Source organism: Nitratidesulfovibrio liaohensis (assembly GCF_011682075.1).
Classification (GTDB): domain Bacteria; phylum Desulfobacterota; class Desulfovibrionia; order Desulfovibrionales; family Desulfovibrionaceae; genus Cupidesulfovibrio; species Cupidesulfovibrio liaohensis.
In genome coordinates, this window is sequence record NZ_VSMK01000353.1 from 1 (window position 1) to 17,164 (window position 17,164).

The 17,164-nt window shown below is 66.2% G+C and carries 14 protein-coding genes, 1 tRNA gene and 1 pseudogene; 10 read left to right on the top strand and 6 right to left on the bottom strand.

The genetic code is table 11. The features are described from left to right. A pseudogene (locus tag FVW27_RS12070) lies at positions 1 to 532 on the top strand (molecular chaperone DnaJ); the annotation flags it as partial. A gap of 94 nt (positions 533 to 626) precedes the next feature. Here FVW27_RS12070 and FVW27_RS12075 read toward each other — a convergent pair. Next, complete coding sequence (locus FVW27_RS12075) at positions 627 to 1,598, bottom strand: DMT family transporter (RefSeq protein WP_167125467.1); 972 nt, start codon at positions 1,596 to 1,598, stop codon at positions 627 to 629. A gap of 295 nt (positions 1,599 to 1,893) precedes the next feature. Between FVW27_RS12075 and FVW27_RS12080 the strand changes: the two genes are divergently transcribed. Continuing rightward, complete coding sequence (locus tag FVW27_RS12080; protein ID WP_167125469.1) at positions 1,894 to 3,135, top strand: hypothetical protein; 1,242 nt, start codon at positions 1,894 to 1,896, stop codon at positions 3,133 to 3,135. A 103-nt stretch (positions 3,136 to 3,238) separates the two neighbouring features. On the opposite strand, the gene FVW27_RS12085 is transcribed toward FVW27_RS12080, so the two are convergent. Continuing rightward, positions 3,239 to 3,688 (bottom strand): metal-dependent hydrolase, encoded by a 450-nt coding sequence (locus FVW27_RS12085; protein ID WP_167125470.1) that lies wholly within the window; start codon positions 3,686 to 3,688, stop codon positions 3,239 to 3,241. Between the two features lie 354 nt (positions 3,689 to 4,042). On the opposite strand from FVW27_RS12085, the gene FVW27_RS12090 reads away from it, so the two are divergent. The 3 genes from FVW27_RS12090 to FVW27_RS12100 all read left to right on the top strand — a co-directional run bounded on the left by FVW27_RS12090 (position 4,043) and on the right by FVW27_RS12100 (position 5,712). Further along, positions 4,043 to 4,687, top strand: coding sequence for a bifunctional adenosylcobinamide kinase/adenosylcobinamide-phosphate guanylyltransferase (locus FVW27_RS12090; RefSeq protein WP_208294760.1), 645 nt, complete (start codon positions 4,043 to 4,045; stop codon positions 4,685 to 4,687). Between the two features lie 82 nt (positions 4,688 to 4,769). After that, entirely contained in the window at positions 4,770 to 5,480 is a 711-nt protein-coding gene (locus FVW27_RS12095; protein WP_167125472.1) for a hypothetical protein, read from the top strand. 1 nt (position 5,481) lies between these two features. Then, on the top strand, positions 5,482 to 5,712 hold the full coding sequence (locus FVW27_RS12100; RefSeq protein WP_167125474.1) for a hypothetical protein: 231 nt from the start codon (positions 5,482 to 5,484) through the stop codon (positions 5,710 to 5,712). A gap of 113 nt (positions 5,713 to 5,825) precedes the next feature. On the opposite strand, the gene FVW27_RS12105 is transcribed toward FVW27_RS12100, so the two are convergent. Together FVW27_RS12105 and FVW27_RS12110 are read right to left on the bottom strand one after the other, a co-directional pair. Next, a complete protein-coding gene (locus tag FVW27_RS12105; RefSeq protein WP_167125476.1) occupies positions 5,826 to 6,380 on the bottom strand; it encodes an ImmA/IrrE family metallo-endopeptidase in 555 nt (184 codons plus the stop codon). 2 nt (positions 6,381 to 6,382) lie between these two features. Beyond that, on the bottom strand, positions 6,383 to 6,745 hold the full coding sequence (locus tag FVW27_RS12110) for a helix-turn-helix domain-containing protein (RefSeq protein ID WP_167125478.1): 363 nt from the start codon (positions 6,743 to 6,745) through the stop codon (positions 6,383 to 6,385). 378 nt (positions 6,746 to 7,123) lie between these two features. On the opposite strand from FVW27_RS12110, the gene FVW27_RS12115 reads away from it, so the two are divergent. After that, positions 7,124 to 8,737, top strand: a complete 1,614-nt coding sequence (locus FVW27_RS12115) for an alkaline phosphatase (RefSeq protein WP_243838401.1) — start codon at positions 7,124 to 7,126, stop codon at positions 8,735 to 8,737. 208 nt (positions 8,738 to 8,945) lie between these two features. Then, entirely contained in the window at positions 8,946 to 10,313 is a 1,368-nt protein-coding gene (locus FVW27_RS12120) for a YibE/F family protein (RefSeq protein WP_243838402.1), read from the top strand. 94 nt (positions 10,314 to 10,407) lie between these two features. On the opposite strand, the gene FVW27_RS12125 is transcribed toward FVW27_RS12120, so the two are convergent. Continuing rightward, a tRNA-Leu gene (locus FVW27_RS12125) sits at positions 10,408 to 10,494 on the bottom strand. 233 nt (positions 10,495 to 10,727) lie between these two features. Then, a complete protein-coding gene (locus FVW27_RS12130; protein WP_167125480.1) occupies positions 10,728 to 11,348 on the bottom strand; it encodes a hypothetical protein in 621 nt (206 codons plus the stop codon). A 430-nt stretch (positions 11,349 to 11,778) separates the two neighbouring features. Between FVW27_RS12130 and FVW27_RS12135 the strand changes: the two genes are divergently transcribed. The 3 genes from FVW27_RS12135 to FVW27_RS12145 all read left to right on the top strand — a co-directional run. Further along, positions 11,779 to 12,465 carry a DUF554 domain-containing protein gene (locus FVW27_RS12135; protein ID WP_167125482.1) on the top strand — a complete coding sequence of 229 codons (687 nt, stop codon included), beginning with the start codon at positions 11,779 to 11,781 and terminating at the stop codon, positions 12,463 to 12,465. 426 nt (positions 12,466 to 12,891) lie between these two features. Next, positions 12,892 to 16,194 carry an excinuclease ABC subunit UvrA gene (gene uvrA, locus FVW27_RS12140; RefSeq protein WP_167125484.1) on the top strand — a complete coding sequence of 1,101 codons (3,303 nt, stop codon included), beginning with the start codon at positions 12,892 to 12,894 and terminating at the stop codon, positions 16,192 to 16,194. A 341-nt stretch (positions 16,195 to 16,535) separates the two neighbouring features. Continuing rightward, the coding region (locus FVW27_RS12145) for an NYN domain-containing protein (RefSeq protein WP_167125486.1) at positions 16,536 to 17,164 on the top strand (629 nt) is incomplete at its 3' end.

Below are 17,164 nucleotides of genomic sequence, written 5' to 3' on the forward strand. Positions count from 1 at the left end.
ACCCGGCGCCACGGCGTCGGGCGGTGCGTCCGCAACGCGCGGCGCAAGCGGGGCCGACCGCAATCGCCGCAGGGCAGAGGCCACCTATCAGGGCCGACAGGACGAGGTGTTGCAGGACATCCTGCGGGATCCGTTCGCCCGGCGGGTGTTCGAGGACATCTACAGCCAGATCCGCCGCGATGGTGGGGGACTGGCCGCGCGTCCGCCCAAGAAGCGCAAGCTCAGCCTGGAATGGGGCGGCAAGGCGCTGACGCTGGATCTTACCCACGGCATCGGCGGGGCGGTGAAGGGCTGGCTGCGCCGCCAGATCGACGATGAGCAGACGGTATATCTGCCTGCCCTCAGCATCGTGCCGGGGGCACGGCTGCGCTTGCAGGTGACGCAGGGCCTGTCCGGAGAGGTGCGCACCGTGGAGGTGACCCTGCCCCCGGACTACGTGGTGGGGCGACCCATCCGGCTCAAGGGGCTGGGCAAGCGCATCGGCCCGTGGCAGGGCGACCTGTATTTGCGCATCCTCGCCAAGACCGCGTAGCGCCCTCAACCGAGGGTGCCGCGTTGTCGGTACGCGTTTCCCCGACGGCATCCACCTGGCGGCATCCATCCGACGGCTGCCGGGCGGTTTTCGATCATTCCACGGGCATGTGCCCCCGCGCGAGGCCGGTGCTTTCACCGGCTTTTTCCGTTTCCGGAGATTCGACGACACCGGCGGCGCGGGAAACGCCCCCATCGCTTTTGTTGCCGCCGCGCGCGCCGTCCAGCACCACGCAGAACACCGCCGCGATGACCAGCCCGGCGCCGATCCAGCCCGAGGGCGGGAACAGTTCGTCCCACAGCCAGTAGGCCAACAAGGCCGCCAGCACCGGCTCGAAATTGGCCACCACGGCCACGCGGGTGGGGGAAAGGCGGCGCATGCCTTCGCAGTAGGCCATGTACGCGCCGTAGGTGGTCACCAGTCCCATGCCCAGCACCAGCAGCGCCCAGGCCAGCGGCCCCTTGGGGGCAAAGGTGACGAAGGGCAGCAGGGCCAGCGCCCCCACGGGCAGGCAGAACAGGTACAGGGTGACCGGTGAATGGCGGTGCAGGAAGTGGCGGCTGAACACGTAGTGCAGCGAATAGGTGAAGCCCGCCAGCAGGCCGAAGCCGATGCCCGCAGCGCTGGCACCGCCCTGCAATCCCCCGCCCGACCGGCAGATCAGGAAGGCCCCGGTCATGGCCAGCCCCAGGGCCGCCAGCTTGGCGCGGGTCAACGGTTCGGCGAAGCACAGCCGCGAGAGCAGCGCCACCCATGCCGGGGCGGTGTACAGCAGGATGGAGGCCAGCGCCGCGCCGCCTTCACGCACGGCCAACTGGTACGAGCCGAAGAACAGCGCCACCCCCACCAGCCCGAAGGCCGCAAAGGTGGCCGCGTCGCGCGCGGGAGCGCGCCATAGCCCGTGCCGGGCCGCGTGCAGGCCGAAGAACAGCGCCCCGAACGTGGCGCGCCAGAAGGCGATTTCCAGCGGGGTCACCCCTTCGGCAAGGCAGTAGCGGGCCAGCGGGCCGATAAGCGCCCACAACCCGGCGGCAAGCAGCACGAAGCCGTATCCGGCCAGTGGCATGGCGTCCTCCCGTTGTTGTCGTACCGGTGTTGTGAACGATGGCGGAGGCGATGGCAAGCGGGGAACATGCGGAAAAACGGCTGCATGGCCGCGTGATGTTTCCGCAACCCGGCGGCGACTTCACAGTGGCCCCCGGCGGTGGTACATAACGTGGAGACATGCCCGTCGAAAACGTGTGGGACATGCCGCACCGGACACGCTCCCCCGATTTCGTCCGACTTTACCCGACCACGCCCGATCACGCAGACCATGGAGCCCGCGCCGCAAGGCCAGCGCCCGCAGGAGGATGCCACGGATGGCCCCCGATACGCCCGATCAGACTCCCGACAAGACCCCCGATCGTGATACCTCCGGCCCTGACCGTTCTGACCGGCCCGACCGCCCCATTCGGCAGGACGGCAGCCTGCTGGACATGCCCCGCCCCCCCAAGCGCACGCGCAGCAAGCTGGTGTGGGTGTTCGTGCTGGCCGTGCTGGTGGCGGGCGCTGCCCTGTGGCAACTGCGCGATCTGGTTCTGCGCGACGCCGTACCCGACCGGCAGGCCAACATGACCGGTACCGACGCCGCCATCCTTGGCCCCAACGCCACCAACGGCACGTTGCCCTCCATGGTGCCCATGGACGGCGATGCGGCAGCCGGTGCCCAGGCCGACGCCAACGCCACCGCCGCAGTGCAGGGCGTCAACGCCACCAGCCCGGACGGGGCCTTTGCCCAGGACGACGCCGTGGTGCGCTTTGCCTTCGTGGAAGACGTGGCCAACTGGCTGGTGGAAAACTACTACCCCAAGGGCACCCACATGGAGGCGCGTACCTCAGGCTGGGTGGCGCCCAGCCTGAAGTCGGCCAACATGCGCTACGGCGTGAACATGACCGGTCTGTCCTGGTCCGGCGACGACATTTCCGCCGGGCGCGCCAGCGTGCTGGATTACGCGTTCACTCCGGCCATGCTTGAAGCCCTGCAACGCCTGTACGCCGACCGTTTCATGACGGCCATGGCCGCGGCGGCCTCGAATGCCAAAGTCACGGACAAGGGCAAGGAGCGGACGCTGACCCCCGCCGAGGTGGCGGAAATGTATACCCTGTACGCCACGCGGCTGCGCGGCCTGTCCGGCGCCCTGCGCGAGATTTCGGGCATGACCGACGCCGTGGTGCGGGTCAACGCCTGGCTTACCGCGCAGCAGACCGCGCTGGAGGCCAACGCCAAGTATCAGGACGCCGTGTTCGGTTACGACACCGCGCGCGAGGGCAATTCCGCGCATCTGGCCGAGCAGGCCCGGCGCATCATGGAGCTTTCCGGCAAGGCGTACCAGCAGGCCATCATGGCCCGCGAACGTGCCCGCGAAACCCTGGCCGAGGCCGTCCGCCGCAATCCCGACGCCCGCAGGTTGGACGACGACACCCTGGTCTATGCGGCCGGGTGGGTGTACCGCCGGGCCAACGGCAAGCCGGAAAAGATGGATGCCGTGCGCATGGCCGCAACGGTGCTGGCAGATACCGCAGCCCGTTTCGACAGGGCGGCGCAGGCGTCGCGCCAGTAGGCGCGGAACAGCAAAGGCGAACTGACGACGCCGCGAGGGGGCAACCTTTCGCGGCGTTTTTGCGTGGGAAAGTGCGTGGGAAAAGAGAATCGGGGGAGGTCCGTCAGAACTGGCGGTCCAGCAAGAGATGCGAAAAATATCCCAGCACGGCGGCCGCGTACCACGGCGCCGCCGCCTGCCATGCCCAGCCGTACAGCAGCACCGGGGCCAGCAGCAGGGGCAGGGGCACCAGCAGCATGGCCCACCAGGTGTGCGTCCAGCCCCGGTGCCCGTCGATGGCGGGCAGCATGGCCAGCAGCCCCAGCAGGGCGGCCCACTGGTAGCGTCGGGTGGCGATGAGCGCAACGTCTGCCACCACCAGCAGCCCGTAGAACCAGGTGCGCCCGCGCGAGTGGGTATCCACGTCCGGGGCCAGGGCAAAGGCGGTGGACACGGCCAGCAGCGCCGCCTGGGTGGGCAGGCCGGGGGAATGCACGCGCAGGGCCTGCGCGGCGAAGAGGGCTCCGGCGGCCAGCACAGTGCCGCCGATGATGTGGGTGCGGTATCCGGGCATCTCTGATGTGGATTGGGGGTGCGGGTTGATGTGGGTAACGCGGGACGGAACGCGCGGCGCCGGGCGCAGGCCCTGGGAAGAGGCCGTGGGACCGCACTGCGCGCCGGGGCGACCATATGCCACCCCCCGCCCGGCGGGCAAGCGGGGTGCGCTGGCTAGGCCGGGGCGGCCCGTGTTACATGGGCGGGGCTGCATGGTCCCTATTGCAAGGTTTGGGCTGCATGGCCTGATCTGCATGGGGTGGGTCGTACGGGCCGCCCTCCCGCCTGCGAGCGTATCCCCTTTGCCCCCTTCGCGTTCTTTTTGCCGCGTGCCGTCCGGCGCAGCCCCGTCACTCCAACCGTGGAACCCGCCATGTCCGAACCATCGCCCGCTGCTCTTGCCGCCTCCATCTCCTCTGTCGGCACAGCACCCGCCCGCACCATCCTGTTCACGGGCGGATGCCGCAGCGGCAAGAGCGGCCTTGCCCAGCGCTGGGTGGAAGCGCTGGGGCCGTCGCGGGTGTACATCGCCACCGGGGCCGCCCGTGATGCGGAAATGGCAGAGCGGGTGCGCCGCCACCAGGCCGCGCGGGGTACGGGGTGGCGCACGGTGGAAGAACAACTGGACGTCTGCGCGGCCCTGCGCGGGTGCATGGCGTCGTGCGCGGGTCAAGCTACCGCGCAATCCCTCCCGCAACCGCGCCCGCACGGGGTGCTGTTGGACTGCATTACCCTGTGGCTGACCAATCGCATGCTGGCCGACCATGACGATGCGGCCATCCTGCGCGGGGTGGAGGGGCTGGCGGCGCTGCTGCGCTCGGCCACCGTGCCCGTTGCGGTGGTCACCAACGAGGTGGGCTGGGGCGTGGTGCCGGAAACCCCGCTGGGCCGCCGTTTCCGCGACCTGTCCGGCGAGGCCAACCAGCTTCTGGCTACGGCCTGCACAGATGTGATCCTGGCCATCAGCGGATTGCCGCTGGCCGTGAAGGGCGGGGTGCCCGCCGCCTGCGCGGGGTAGGGGACTGGACCCCGGCCCGCCGCTGGAGTAGAAGCCGCATGAGCCGCCCGTGCGGCCCCAACCCCAGAACAGGAAGCTTCACATGCCCGGATATGTTTGCCGTTTCGTTCCGCCCCGCCTGATTCCGTTCGGCCTGCTGCTGGCCGTGGCCCTGCTGGCCGCGTCCGCCTTCGTTCCCGCCCCCTGCCTGGCCGCAGCCGAGGAAACCCCGGAAGCCGCCCTGCGCCAGGTGCAGACCGCCATCGACACCAACGACGCGGCGTTGCTGGAAAAGTACATGGACGTGGGCCGCATTGCCCAGCGCGGGGTGGACGCCTTCATGTCCGACCTGGTGGCTCGCCCGCCCAAGGCCGTTTCCGGCGGCGGCGAAACCCTGCCCCTGCTGGCCATGCTGTCCAGCGCGGTGCAGTCGGGCGCGCAGTCGCAGACCGCTCAGACCGTGAAGATGCTGGTGGCCGAGGAAACCCGCAAGTTCGTGGTGTGGGGCGTGGCATCCGGCAATTTTTCCGGCAAGCCGGTGAAGAAGGAGCGCAAGGCCACCGATGGCGGCCTGTTCTCGCCCCTGTTCTCCGATGCCTCGGTGGGCCGCAAGGAACTGCGCAGCGTGAAGTCCGTGACCCGCGACGGCGACAAGGCCACCGCATCCGTCACGCTGTTCGACCACGGCAGCGAACGCTCCTACCCCGTGGATCTGGCCCTGACCCGGCGTCAGGAGGGCAACTGGCAGGTCACCGACGTGACCAACGCCGCCGCGCTCATTTCCGCCATCCGCAAGGAAGCGGAGAGCAGATGAAATGGAGAAGCCCCCGTTGTTGCGGGGGCTTCGAGGTAACGGCTTAGTTGTCTTTTTTCTTTTTCTTGTGGAACACAAAGCACTTTTTGCCGTACGCGGCGGCGTGAATGATCTTGCCGGATTTGGTTCTAAACCAACGGACGAAGACCAAGTCACTGCTGTCCTCGAACGGGCGCATCAGTTCTTCAGCGGGCTGCATCAGGATCACCTCCTTTCGGCAGCCCCTGCTTGACAACAAGCCTGCTGTGCGTTATGTAGCGCACCACCATAGCGAGGTCTTGTTGGTAGGCAGAGGCCTAACCGTCAGATTTTTCGCAATTTAGGCCTGTAGTTCCAGCTGCAGGCCTAAATTTTTATGAGGCTTCGAATTTTTATCTCAGCAGCACTCAGGCTGACTGCAAATGCTTCGCTTATCATGTGCGGTCCGTATCCGTTTTGGACCAATTGCGCTACGAGTGGAGTGGGCATTAAAAATTCAGCAGCAAAACGGTTTGCTTGTTTTTCCGGGTCTGAGTAGGCGGGTATTTGGCCTCGAGCAAGGGGTTTGGTCTTCCTATTGCCAGTGATGATCTCTTTGTAATACGCCCCGTGCATTACCGCGTGACCTATTTCGTGCGCCACGGTGAAGCGTGCGCGACAATGGCCTCTATGTAAGTCGAGATATACGCTTTCGGCGAGGATGATCTCACTCGTGCGGGGGTCGAATTGGGCTTCAACGCCAAAAGGTAACTCTTCAACACCGTAGCCGACATCGAATAGATCAAGGCCTCTTTCAAAGATGTCTAGGACAGGGACAGGAGTTGTGGAGAGTAGGCAGTGAGGTGCAACCCTTTGGAGTACATCTCTGGCGCACGCATCTACTTCAGCCCACGACATTCCGGGAACTTGGTGGTAGTGCAAAGCTAGGTCTCCTGTCTGCGTTCCAAAACGGCCATAATGTCACGGGCTTCTTCTTCCGTTAGGTCTGTCCATTTTCGTGCGAGCATTAATGCTGCATCCGCGACTGGGCCATCTGTTTGCTCAATATTGAGTTCTACTCGATTTCTTTGTCTATTGGCTTTATCCAATAATGCAGCGGGTTCGGATTTTAAAAAAAGAGCAATCTTCATGATGTCGGCTGAGCTAGGTGGGTTGCGTTTACCCCTTTCGATATCCGAGAGGTATACAATCGACCAACCCAGATAATCAGCTAAGTCCTTGAGAGTCTTTTTTGATTGCTGCCTCACATCCCTGAGAAAGGCTCCAAAGTCATTGAAGCTACCCATGCGAACCTCTCTGGTTTGATAATTTAGCTGTTTTGCTTAATAGCGAAGGGGCTTATTCTTGTCAACGATCCAGAGGATGGTTTCAGGGATAAACTATTTTCATGTATTATGGCGTAGTTGCTTTGCGGTGCGCGGGACGGCATTGCTAATCCGTTGGATGAGTGGTGGTGCTCACCACACGAGACGCAAGCGCCGTCCGAACGTCATGCACGCGTCACATGCATGGGTGACATGATGGGCATTCGCATCGCCCGTCCGCCGTGCCGCCAGTATCCGCCCCACACGCGCACGGATGCCGCATCGGCCCGGCCTGTCCGGCCTGTCCGGTTGATCCAGTCGGGCACCCCACCTTGTCCCACCATGCAGGAGGTCCGGTCCATGAACTGTTCCCGTTGGCATCACGCGACGCGGGCGGCCATCGCCCTGTTCGCCATTCTGCTGTGCTGCACCCTGGGCGTTGCCCATGCGAAGCAGGCGGCGCAGGCAAAGTACGTCATCCTGCTCATTGGCGACGGCATGGGCATGGTTCAGCGCAACGCCGCCGAACTGTATCTGGCCGCGCAGAAGGGCGACACCACTCCCGGCATCGTCAAGCTGAACATGAGCCAGTTGCCCGTGCAGGGGGCCACCACCACCTATTCCATCGATTCGCTGATCACCGATTCCGCCGCTGCCGGAACGGCCATGGCCTGCGGGGTGAAGACCACCAACCGTGGCCTTGGCGTGGACGGCAAGAACGTGCCGGTGACCTCCATCGCAGAAATGGCGCGCGACAAGGGCATGAAGGTGGGCATCGTCTCCACTGTCTCGCTGGACCACGCCACCCCCGGTGCGTTTTACGCCCATCAGCCCAGCCGCAAGAACTACTATGAAATAGGGCTGGAACTGGCCGCCAGCCGCATGGACTATTTTGCGGGCGGCGGCTTTCTGGACCCGGTGGGCAAGAAGTCGAAGCTGGAGGGCGAAAAGCGCAACGTGCTGGACGCCATCCGCGCGGGCGGCTTCCGCTACGTCAACGATGCCACCGAATTCCGCGCCCTGAAGCCCGGCAAGGAGCGCGTGGTGTTCGTGAACCCGCGCCTGCAGGACGAGCAGGCCATGTCCTATGCCATGGACGCCGCCCCCGGCGACGTGACCCTGGCGGAAATGACCCGCAAGGGGCTGGACCTGCTGGACAACCCCAAGGGCTTCTTCCTGATGGTGGAAGGTGGCAAGGTGGACTGGGCCTGCCACGCCAACGACGCCGTCAGCTCCATCACCGACGTGCTGGCCTTTGACGCCGCCGTGGCGGAAGCCATGCAGTTTCAGCGCAAGCACCCCGCCGACACGCTGGTCGTCGTCACTGGCGACCACGAGACCGGCGGCATGTCCATCGGCTTTGCGGGCACCAAGTACGATTCGTATCATACCCGCCTGAAGCACCAGAAGATTTCGTACGTGGCCTTTGACGAGAAGTTCGCGGCGTTCCGCAAGGCCAACCCGCAGGGCAAGTTCGAGGACGTGCTGCCCATGGTGAAGGACAACTTCGGCCTGTCCGTGCTGTCTGACGCCGAACTGGCCGCCCTGCCCAAGGAGGGCGACGCGGCGGGCATGGTGCTGAAGCCCCACGAAGTGGCGGAGCTGCGCGCCGCCTTCGACCGCAGCATGCAGGGCGGCGAGGCCAAGAACCAGTCGGAGCAGGATTATCTGCTGTACGGCGAGTACGAGCCGTTTACCGTGACCATCACCCACCTGCTGAACCAGAAATCGGGCATTGCGTGGACGACCTACTCGCACACCGGCGTGCCGGTGCTGACATCCGCCGGTGGGGTGGGTGCGGAACGCTTTGGCGGGTTCTACGACAACACCGACATTTTCACCCGCATGGCCGAAACCATGGGCCTGAAGGCTGGCGTCAAGCCCGCCGCCAAGGCGGACGCGGGTGGTGCCGTGACCGGCCCGGTTGTCAGGGAGGCCGTCAGACAGCCCGCGCAGGCCGTGGCCGCCAATTAGGCGGGGTAGGGCGAGAGTTCGGACTGACAAGAACAACCACACTGCGGGCCGGGCGGCGGGGCAATCCCGTGGCCCGGCCCGTTCCCTCATGGGCGGCGCAGGTGCGGTGTGGGCGGGTCGGGCCGGATTGGCGCTCGTCGTGCACGGCGGGCGAATGTGGAATGCGGAAGAACGCACACGGCGCGGCCAGCACCGCGCGGGAGAGCATATGACCAACGGGCTTGAAGGAACGGCGAACGGGATTGCCGGTGCGGGCGGGATTGTCGGAACAGGCGGAACTGAGGGAACTGGCGGAACTGGCGCAACGGGCGGGGCAGGAGGGGCCGAAGCGTTGGGTGTATCTGGTTCGGAGCAGGGCGCGGGGCCGGTGGGGGCAACGGCGTCGGCTGCAACAGCCTCCGCTGCATCTGCGTCGGTCGTCCCGGCTCACCCGTACATCCCGTTGCGTTCCACCCGGCGCGATACCCTGCTGTGCGTGGTGCTGGCCCTGGCCTGTCTGGCCCTGTACCTGCTGCCCACGGGATTCGAGGACCGTCTGCCGGATAACGCGGTGCGCTGCCGGGCCACGGTGGTGTCCGTGGACAACGAGCGGGTGCATCAATACGGCATAGTCCGCATGGGCACCCAGTACGTTACCCTGCGCGCGCTGGATGGCCCCTACGCCGGGCAGACGTGGCAGGCGGGCAACGAACTGGTGGGCAAGATGGAACTGGACAAGGTGTTCGCCCCCGGCGACACGGCCCTGCTGGTGCTTACCCTGCGCGACGGCAAGGTGGCCGACGCCGTGGCCCAGGATCACTACCGCCTGCGCACGCAGGCCGTGGCCTTCGGCGTGTTTGCCCTGCTGCTGGTGGTGTTTGCCGGGCCGACCGGGGTAAAGGCGCTGCTGTCGTTCGTGTTTTCCGCGTTGATGATCTGGAAGGTGCTGGTGCCCGCGCTGCTGCACGACGTGGACCCCATCCTGCTGGGGCTGGGCGTGACCACGGCCATCACCGCCGCCACCATCCTGCTGGTGGGCGGCATGAACCGGCGCGGGCTGGCCGCGTGGCTGGGCACCCTGCTGGGCATTGCCGCCACCTGCGGGATGGCGCTGGCCTTTGCCGGGCCGTTCCAGTTGCACGGCGCGGTGCGCCCCTATGCGGAAACGGTGCTCTATTCCGGCTACCCGCACCTGCACATGACGCGCATCTTTCTGGCCAGCATCTTCATGGCATCGTCCGGGGCGCTGATGGACCTTGCCATGGACGTGGCCGCCAGCATGGCCGAACTAGTGGCCCAGAACCCCGGCATCTCGCGCGCGGCCGCGCTGGCATCCGGCCTGCGGGTGGGCCGGGCCGTGGTGGGCACCATGACCACCACGCTGCTGCTGGCCTATTCCGGTGGATACATCGCCACGCTGATGCTGTTCATGGCCCAGGGCATTCCGCTGGAAAACGCCCTGAACCTGCCCTTTGTGGCGGCGGAAGTCATGAACACGCTGGTGGGCAGCATCGGCTTGGTGACGGTTGCCCCGTTCACCGCGCTGACGGGCACGTGGTTGTTGGTGGGGGGCAGGGATGTTGAGCGAAAAATGTGAGCAGTGGGACAGGGGTGGGGCAGAAAGGGTACCCAAAAGACACAGCGGCCCGCGTGCACATTTCATCTGCGCACGCAAGCCGCTGTTTTCATTCTGGTACCGGGAGCGAGACTCGAACTCGCAAGGTGTTGCCACCGGCGGATTTTGAGTCCGCTGCGTCTACCAATTCCACCATCCCGGCAGGTGTAGGGAAAGGGCTATGGCACAGCGGGCATGGTCCGGTCAAGGGCAGAGTTGCACCGCAGGCCGGAAGGGGCTGCTGGCGGCGGTTGGGGCGGGCCGGTTCGCTGTCGCACAATAGCGGATCGGAACCATGCCCTGCCGAGCCGTGGTCACACAGGGCCAGCCCGCAACCACTCAGACCCGCCACTCCCCACGCAACCCCGCAAATCCCCTCGCCCTCGCGCTCCTTCGCTACTTTCCGTCGGCGGGCAATATCACCTTGGAAAAGGCGCTGCCGTTCCAGCGGTACAGCACCTTGTGGTCAAACTTCACCTGCGCAAGGCCGGTGGATGTCCACAGCAGGGCTCGGGCTTCCAGGCCGTCCTCGCCAAGGCAGAGCATGACGGACGGGCTGGTGCCCGGGGGCAGCTTGTAGCCGGGCGCGAAAAAGTCGGCGATGTCCGGCTCTTCCGGCGTGGCGGCGGGGGCCAGCCTGCCGTCGGGCTTGCGGCGCCACAGTTCCAGCGCGCAGGCCTCGCCGTTCTTCACGCCCATGGCGGCCAGCGTATCGCCGTTGTCGGCGCGGAACACCCGCACGGAAACGCGTGTGTCCAGCATGGGCAGGGCGCCCACCTCGAAGTGTTCCGGGGTGCTTTCGATGACCGCCCAGAAATCTGTTTCGCCTTCGTCGGCAAGCTGCTGCTTTTCTTCTTCGTTCAGCCCTTCGGCGGTATTTTCGAAGATGGTTGCGGGCAGCATCCGGAACATGTCCAGCGCGGTGACCTGTCCCCCGGCGGCATGGGCCGTTGCCGCGCCCATTGCCGTCACCGTCAGTGCCGCCAAGAGGGCGACAACGCGCAGAATGCGATGCATGGTGAACTCCTTCCTTCTTTCGATGCGCCGCCAGCCTGCGGCGGCGTTGCCATGATACGCGGGCCACGGGGCCGTGTCCATTTGCAGGGTGCCAGAACCGTGGGGAATTTCCGTGAGCGGGGTCACGCCCTGGGCGGCGGCATCCCGGTTTTGCCCCGGCGGTTTTCACGCAGGCCGCCAGGCGGATGTCATGCGGCAGCGTGGGGTCTGCTCTGATGTCTTTTGGCCGGATGTCTTCTGGCCGGGTCCCGTCTAGCCGAATCTCGTCTGGCCGGATGGTGAAGAACGGCATGTGAAAGAACCCCACCCATACCGCCACACTGTGCCGCACTTGCGCAGGGTAAAGCGCCCGCTGCGAAATGCCGGGCAATGTTGCTTCCAAGTCCCCGTGGTTTCGGGTATCACGGTGCTCCAACAAACGGAGCATATCGTGACTCTTCCCGTCGGTTCGTTCATCAACATGGCCGCCGTTGTCGGCGGTGGCGCGCTGGGCATGCTGCTGGGCGCGCGTCTGCCCGACCGCGTGCGTGCCATCGTGTTTCAGGGGCTTGGGCTGTGCACCATGGTCATCGGCATGCAGATGGCCTTCAAGACGGCCAATCCGCTGATCATGATCTTCAGCATTCTCAGCGGGGCCATCATCGGCGAACTGCTGCGGCTTGAAGACGCCTTTGCCCGCGCGGGCGAGGCGCTGAAGGCCAAGCTGCGTTCCGGCAATCCGCGCTTTACCGATGGCTTCGTCACCGCCACGCTGCTGTTCTGCATCGGGTCCATGGCCATTCTGGGGCCGTTCGACGAGGGCCTGCGCGGCGACCGCACCATCGTGCTCACCAAGTCCATTCTTGACTGCTTCGCGGCCATCGCCCTGGCCTCGGCCTACGGGGTGGGGGTGCTGTTTTCCGCGTTGCCGCTGTTCCTCTACCAGGGGTCGCTGACGCTGTTCGCCGGGGTGCTCCAGCCGCTGCTGGGTCCGGCGGTGATGAACGAGCTGACCGCCACGGGCGGGCTGATGGTCATCGGCATCGGCATCAACCTGCTGGAACTGAAGCGCATTCCGCTGGCCAACATGTTGCCCGCACTGCTTACGGCGGTGCTGCTGGCCTCCATTTTCATGTAACGCGGCGGTGGGGCGGGCTGACGGCCGGCCTGTACGGCCTGTCCGGCCTGTCTGGCCTGTCTGGCACGGGTAATCCGCATCGGCAAACCCCGCATCCACGTTGCGCGCGTCATGGCATTTTTTCCGGCGCGTTCGCGTACCCGGCAGCACCGGGCATGCGGCGCGCCGGACGCCGTTTGGCGCGGGCATGCGGCATTCGGACCGGGCATGGTCACGCGATGGTAACCGGACCATCTTGCGCCGGGTACTTGCCCCGCGCGCCGGATGTCGTATCTTACCCCCTGTTGCGACAAACACCCCGGTGCCCTGACACGGCCCCGCAACCGCGCGCTTCTGCCGCCGCATTCCGCATCCCACCATACCAACCCGCGCGTCCCGCACGACGCCTTGGCGGTTCTGCCGCCCGCCCCATACGAGACCCACCGCATGAGCAAGCCCTGCATCCATATCGAGGGAGCGCGCCAGCACAACCTCAAGAACGTCACCCTCGACATCCCCCGCGACGAACTGGTGGTGGTCTGCGGCCCCTCCGGTTCGGGCAAGTCCACCCTGGCCTTCGACATCGTCTACGCAGAGGGCCAGCGCCGCTACGTGGAATCGCTGTCGGCCTACGCCCGCCAGTTCCTGCCCCAGATGGACAAGCCGGAGGTGGAGAAGATCGAGGGGCTTTCCCCGGCCATCTCGCTGGAACAGCAGACGGCCACGCGCAACCCGCGCTCCACCGTGGGCACCGTGACCGAGGTGTACGACTTTCTGCGCGTGTTCTGGGCGCGGCTGGGGCGCATGTACTGCCCGCAGTGCGGCCTGCCCATCGAGGCGCGCGCGGCGGACGAGATCATCGCCGACATCCTGGCCCTGGGCGAGGGCACCCGCTGCATCGTGCTGGCCCCGCTGGTGGAACACCAGAAGGGCACCCACCTTGACCGGTTCAAGAAGCTGAAGGCCGAAGGCTTTGTGCGCGTGCGGGTGAACGGGGCCATCATGGGCATCGACGAGGTGCCCGCGCTGGACAAGAACCGCAAGCACACCATCGACCTTGTGGTGGACCGCCTGGTCATCAAGGACGGCATCCGGGGGCGGCTGGCCGATTCGGTGGAACTGGCCCTGCGCTACGGCGACGGTAGGCTGGTGGTGCATCTGCCAGCCGAGGGTGAGGGCAAGGACGCCAACGCCGGGCGCGACATCGTGCATTCCACGGAATCGGTGTGCCCGGCCTGCCGCATCAGCCTGCCCGCGCCCAGCCCGCAGCTGTTCTCGTTCAACAGCCCGCAGGGGGCCTGCCCGCGCTGCCTGGGCCTTGGCAGCGTGGAGTATTTCGAGCCTGCGCTGGTGGCGCCCAACCGGGGCCTGTCGCTGAACACCGGCGCGCTGCTGCCGTGGAAGAACACCAAGCTGTTCGAACGCCACAAGGACGCCCTGACGGCCCTTGGCAAACGCTGGGGCTTCACCCTGTCCACGCCGCTGGCCGCCTATTCGGCGGATGCGCTGGATGCGCTGTTCCATGGCGAAACCGAGGACGGACGCCCGGCGGGGCGCGGCGCGGGCAGCAACCTGCGCCGCAACTGGCTGGGCGGGTCCGTGGTGGTGGGCGGCAACGGCCAGAACGGGAGTAACGGCGAGAACGGGGGGAATGGAGGACACGACCACGGCCCGGCGCTGCCCGTGGCTCCGGCAGCCGCCAACGGCACCGTCACGGACGACCGCTGGCCCGGCGTGGTGTCCATCCTCGAACAGGGCATGCAGTATGGCGATGCCTGGCGCGAACTGCTGTCGCGCTACCGCCAGAGCATGGCCTGCCCGGTGTGTTCCGGGGCGCGCCTGCGCCCGGAATCGCTGTCCGTGCGGGTGGACAGCCTGAACATCCACGAATTCTGCTCCATGTCCGTGGCCCGCGCGCTGGACTGGCTGCGCGAACGCCGCTTCGAGGGGCGCCACGCGCTGGTGGCCGAACCGCTGATGAAGGAACTGCACCACCGGCTGGAATTCATGGTCAACGTGGGGCTGGACTACATCGCCCTTGGCCGCAACATGGCCACCCTGTCCGGCGGCGAGGCGCAGCGCATCCGCCTGGCCTCGCAGTTGGGGTCGGGACTGGTGGGAGTCACCTACGTGCTGGACGAGCCCTCCATCGGCCTGCACCCGCGCGACAACGAGCGGCTCATCAAGACCCTGCGCAGCCTGCAACGGCGCGGCAACACCGTGCTGGTGGTGGAGCACGACGAGGCCACCATCCGCGAGGCGGACACCGTCATCGAGCTTGGCCCCGGCTCCGGCGCGCTGGGCGGCGAGGTGGTGTTCAACGGCCCTGTGGACAAGTTGCTGTCCTCGTCGCAAAGCCTTACCGCGCAGTACCTGCGGGGCGACATGGCCATCGCCCGACCGAGGGCGCGCCGCGCCCCGCGCGGGTGGATGACCCTGCACGGGGTGACCACCAACAACCTGCAGGGCATCGACTGCCGGGTGCCGCTGGGCGTGCTGACCTGCGTGACCGGGGTTTCCGGCTCGGGCAAGAGTTCACTGGTCATGGATACCCTGTACAAGCACCTGGCGCTGGCGCAGGGCATCCGGGTGGACCAGCCGGGCAGCATCGAGGGTATCGAGGGCGCGGAGACCATCGAGCGCATCGTGTCCATAGACCAGACGCCCATTGGCCGCACCCCGCGCTCCAACCCGGCCACCTACACCAAGATATTCGACGAGATTCGCGGCATCTTCGCCATGACGCCCGACGCCCGCAAGCGCGGCTACAAGCCGGGGCGGTTCAGCTTCAACGTGCGAGGGGGGCGGTGCGAGGCCTGCGGCGGCGACGGGCAGATCCGCGTGGAAATGCACTTCCTGCCCGACGTCTACGTGACCTGCGACGTGTGCAAGGGCCGCCGCTACAACCACGAGACGCTGGAAGTGCGCTACAAGGGGCTGAACATCGCGGAAGTGCTGGATCTTACCGTGCGCCAGGCGCGCCAGTTCTTCGAAAACTACCCGGTGCTGGAACGCCGCCTTGGCGTGCTGGAGGACGTGGGTCTGGAATACCTGCGCCTTGGCCAGCCCGCCACCACGCTGTCCGGCGGCGAGGCCCAGCGCATCAAGATTTCGCGCGAACTCGGCAAGCGCAGCCTGCCCGGCACCATGTACATCCTCGACGAACCCACTACCGGCCTGCACATGCACGAGGTGGGCAAGCTGATCACCGTGCTGAACCAGCTGGTGGACCGGGGCGCCACGGTGACGGTGATCGAGCACAACACCGACGTCATCCTGGCCTCGGACCACGTGGTGGATCTTGGCCCCGGCGGCGGCGAGAACGGCGGACGCATCGTGTCGGCGGGCACGCCTGAAGAGATCATGGACGACCCGCATTCGGTGACCGGCACCTTTCTGGTGCAGGAACACGCCACCCGCCATCCCGGCGTGCCCATGCCGCGCGTGCCCGTGGCCCCCGCGCCCGCGCCCATCCAGATTCCCGGTATTGAAGTCAAGGATGCTGGGGATATAGGTGATGCGGACGATGTAGATGTCGACGGTTCCGGCCCCGATGAACCGGAAGCCGCGGATGGTGCGAGCGGTACGGGAACCACGGCGGCCTCCGCCAAGCCGGGCCGCAAGCCCAGGGCTGGCGCGGCAGAGAAGGGCGGCAAGTCCGGCAAGGCTGGCACCGCTGCTCCAGGCGCGACGGTCCCCGCCACTGCCGATGCCCCGCGCAAGCGCGGCAGGCCCCGCAAGAATCCTTAGGCGTTGCAGACGGCGTTGCCGTCTGGCCACGCCGGATCGGCAGCGCCGGTCCGGCGTCTACGTCCGGCACATGCTGTTGCCCCCGTGCACGCACGCACGGGGGCGCCGCGCGTCTACAGTTCGGCATGACCGGACATGACCAGACACGGCGGGCACGCCCCGCTGTGCTTCGTGCACCACGGGCCGTGCGTGTGTGAAGAAATGTCAGGCCGTGCACCGTGTTCGTGTCGGACGTGGTAAGCGCCTACTCCGCGCCTGCCATGTTTCCGTTGCCGCATCCTTCGCATGGGTGTAATATCTCCGGCGAATTGACTGCACGTTTTCCCCCACAGGAGATGCACATGGGCCGATTTGCCGGCTTCGATGAAGTATATGCCGCACTGTATGTGGACTTCGACAATATCTATTCCCGTCTGCGTGAACAGGACGAAGATGTCGCCCGCGCCTTTGCCACCAACCCCCAGCGCTGGGTGAAGTGGATAGAAGGGCATGCCCTGCGCATGCTGTACGGAGACGGGGTGCGTCGCCGCATCCTGAAGCGCATCTGCTACATGAATCCGCAGTGTTTCCACGAATTCCGTCCGTTTTTCATCCGCGCCGCCTTCCAGGTGGTGGACTGCCCGCCGCTGACCAACCAGGGCAAGACCAGCGCCGACATCCATCTGGTCATGGACTGCATGGACGCGCTGAACCATTCCACCCGCTTCGACGAATTCATCATTCTTTCCGGCGACGCGGACTTCACGCCCCTGCTCATCCGGTTGCAGGAACACGCCCGCCGCCCGCTGGTGCTGTCCGTGGGCTACACCTCGCCCGCGTATACCGCCGCCGCCTCGTGGCGCATCCGCGAAGACTGGTTCGTGCAACAGGCCCTGGAAGACGAACGCCCGGCGGAACCCGCGCCCGCGCCCGCCCCGTACGCCCCGCGCGGCAATGGTGAACGGCTGGCCCGCGTGGCCGAGGTGGTACG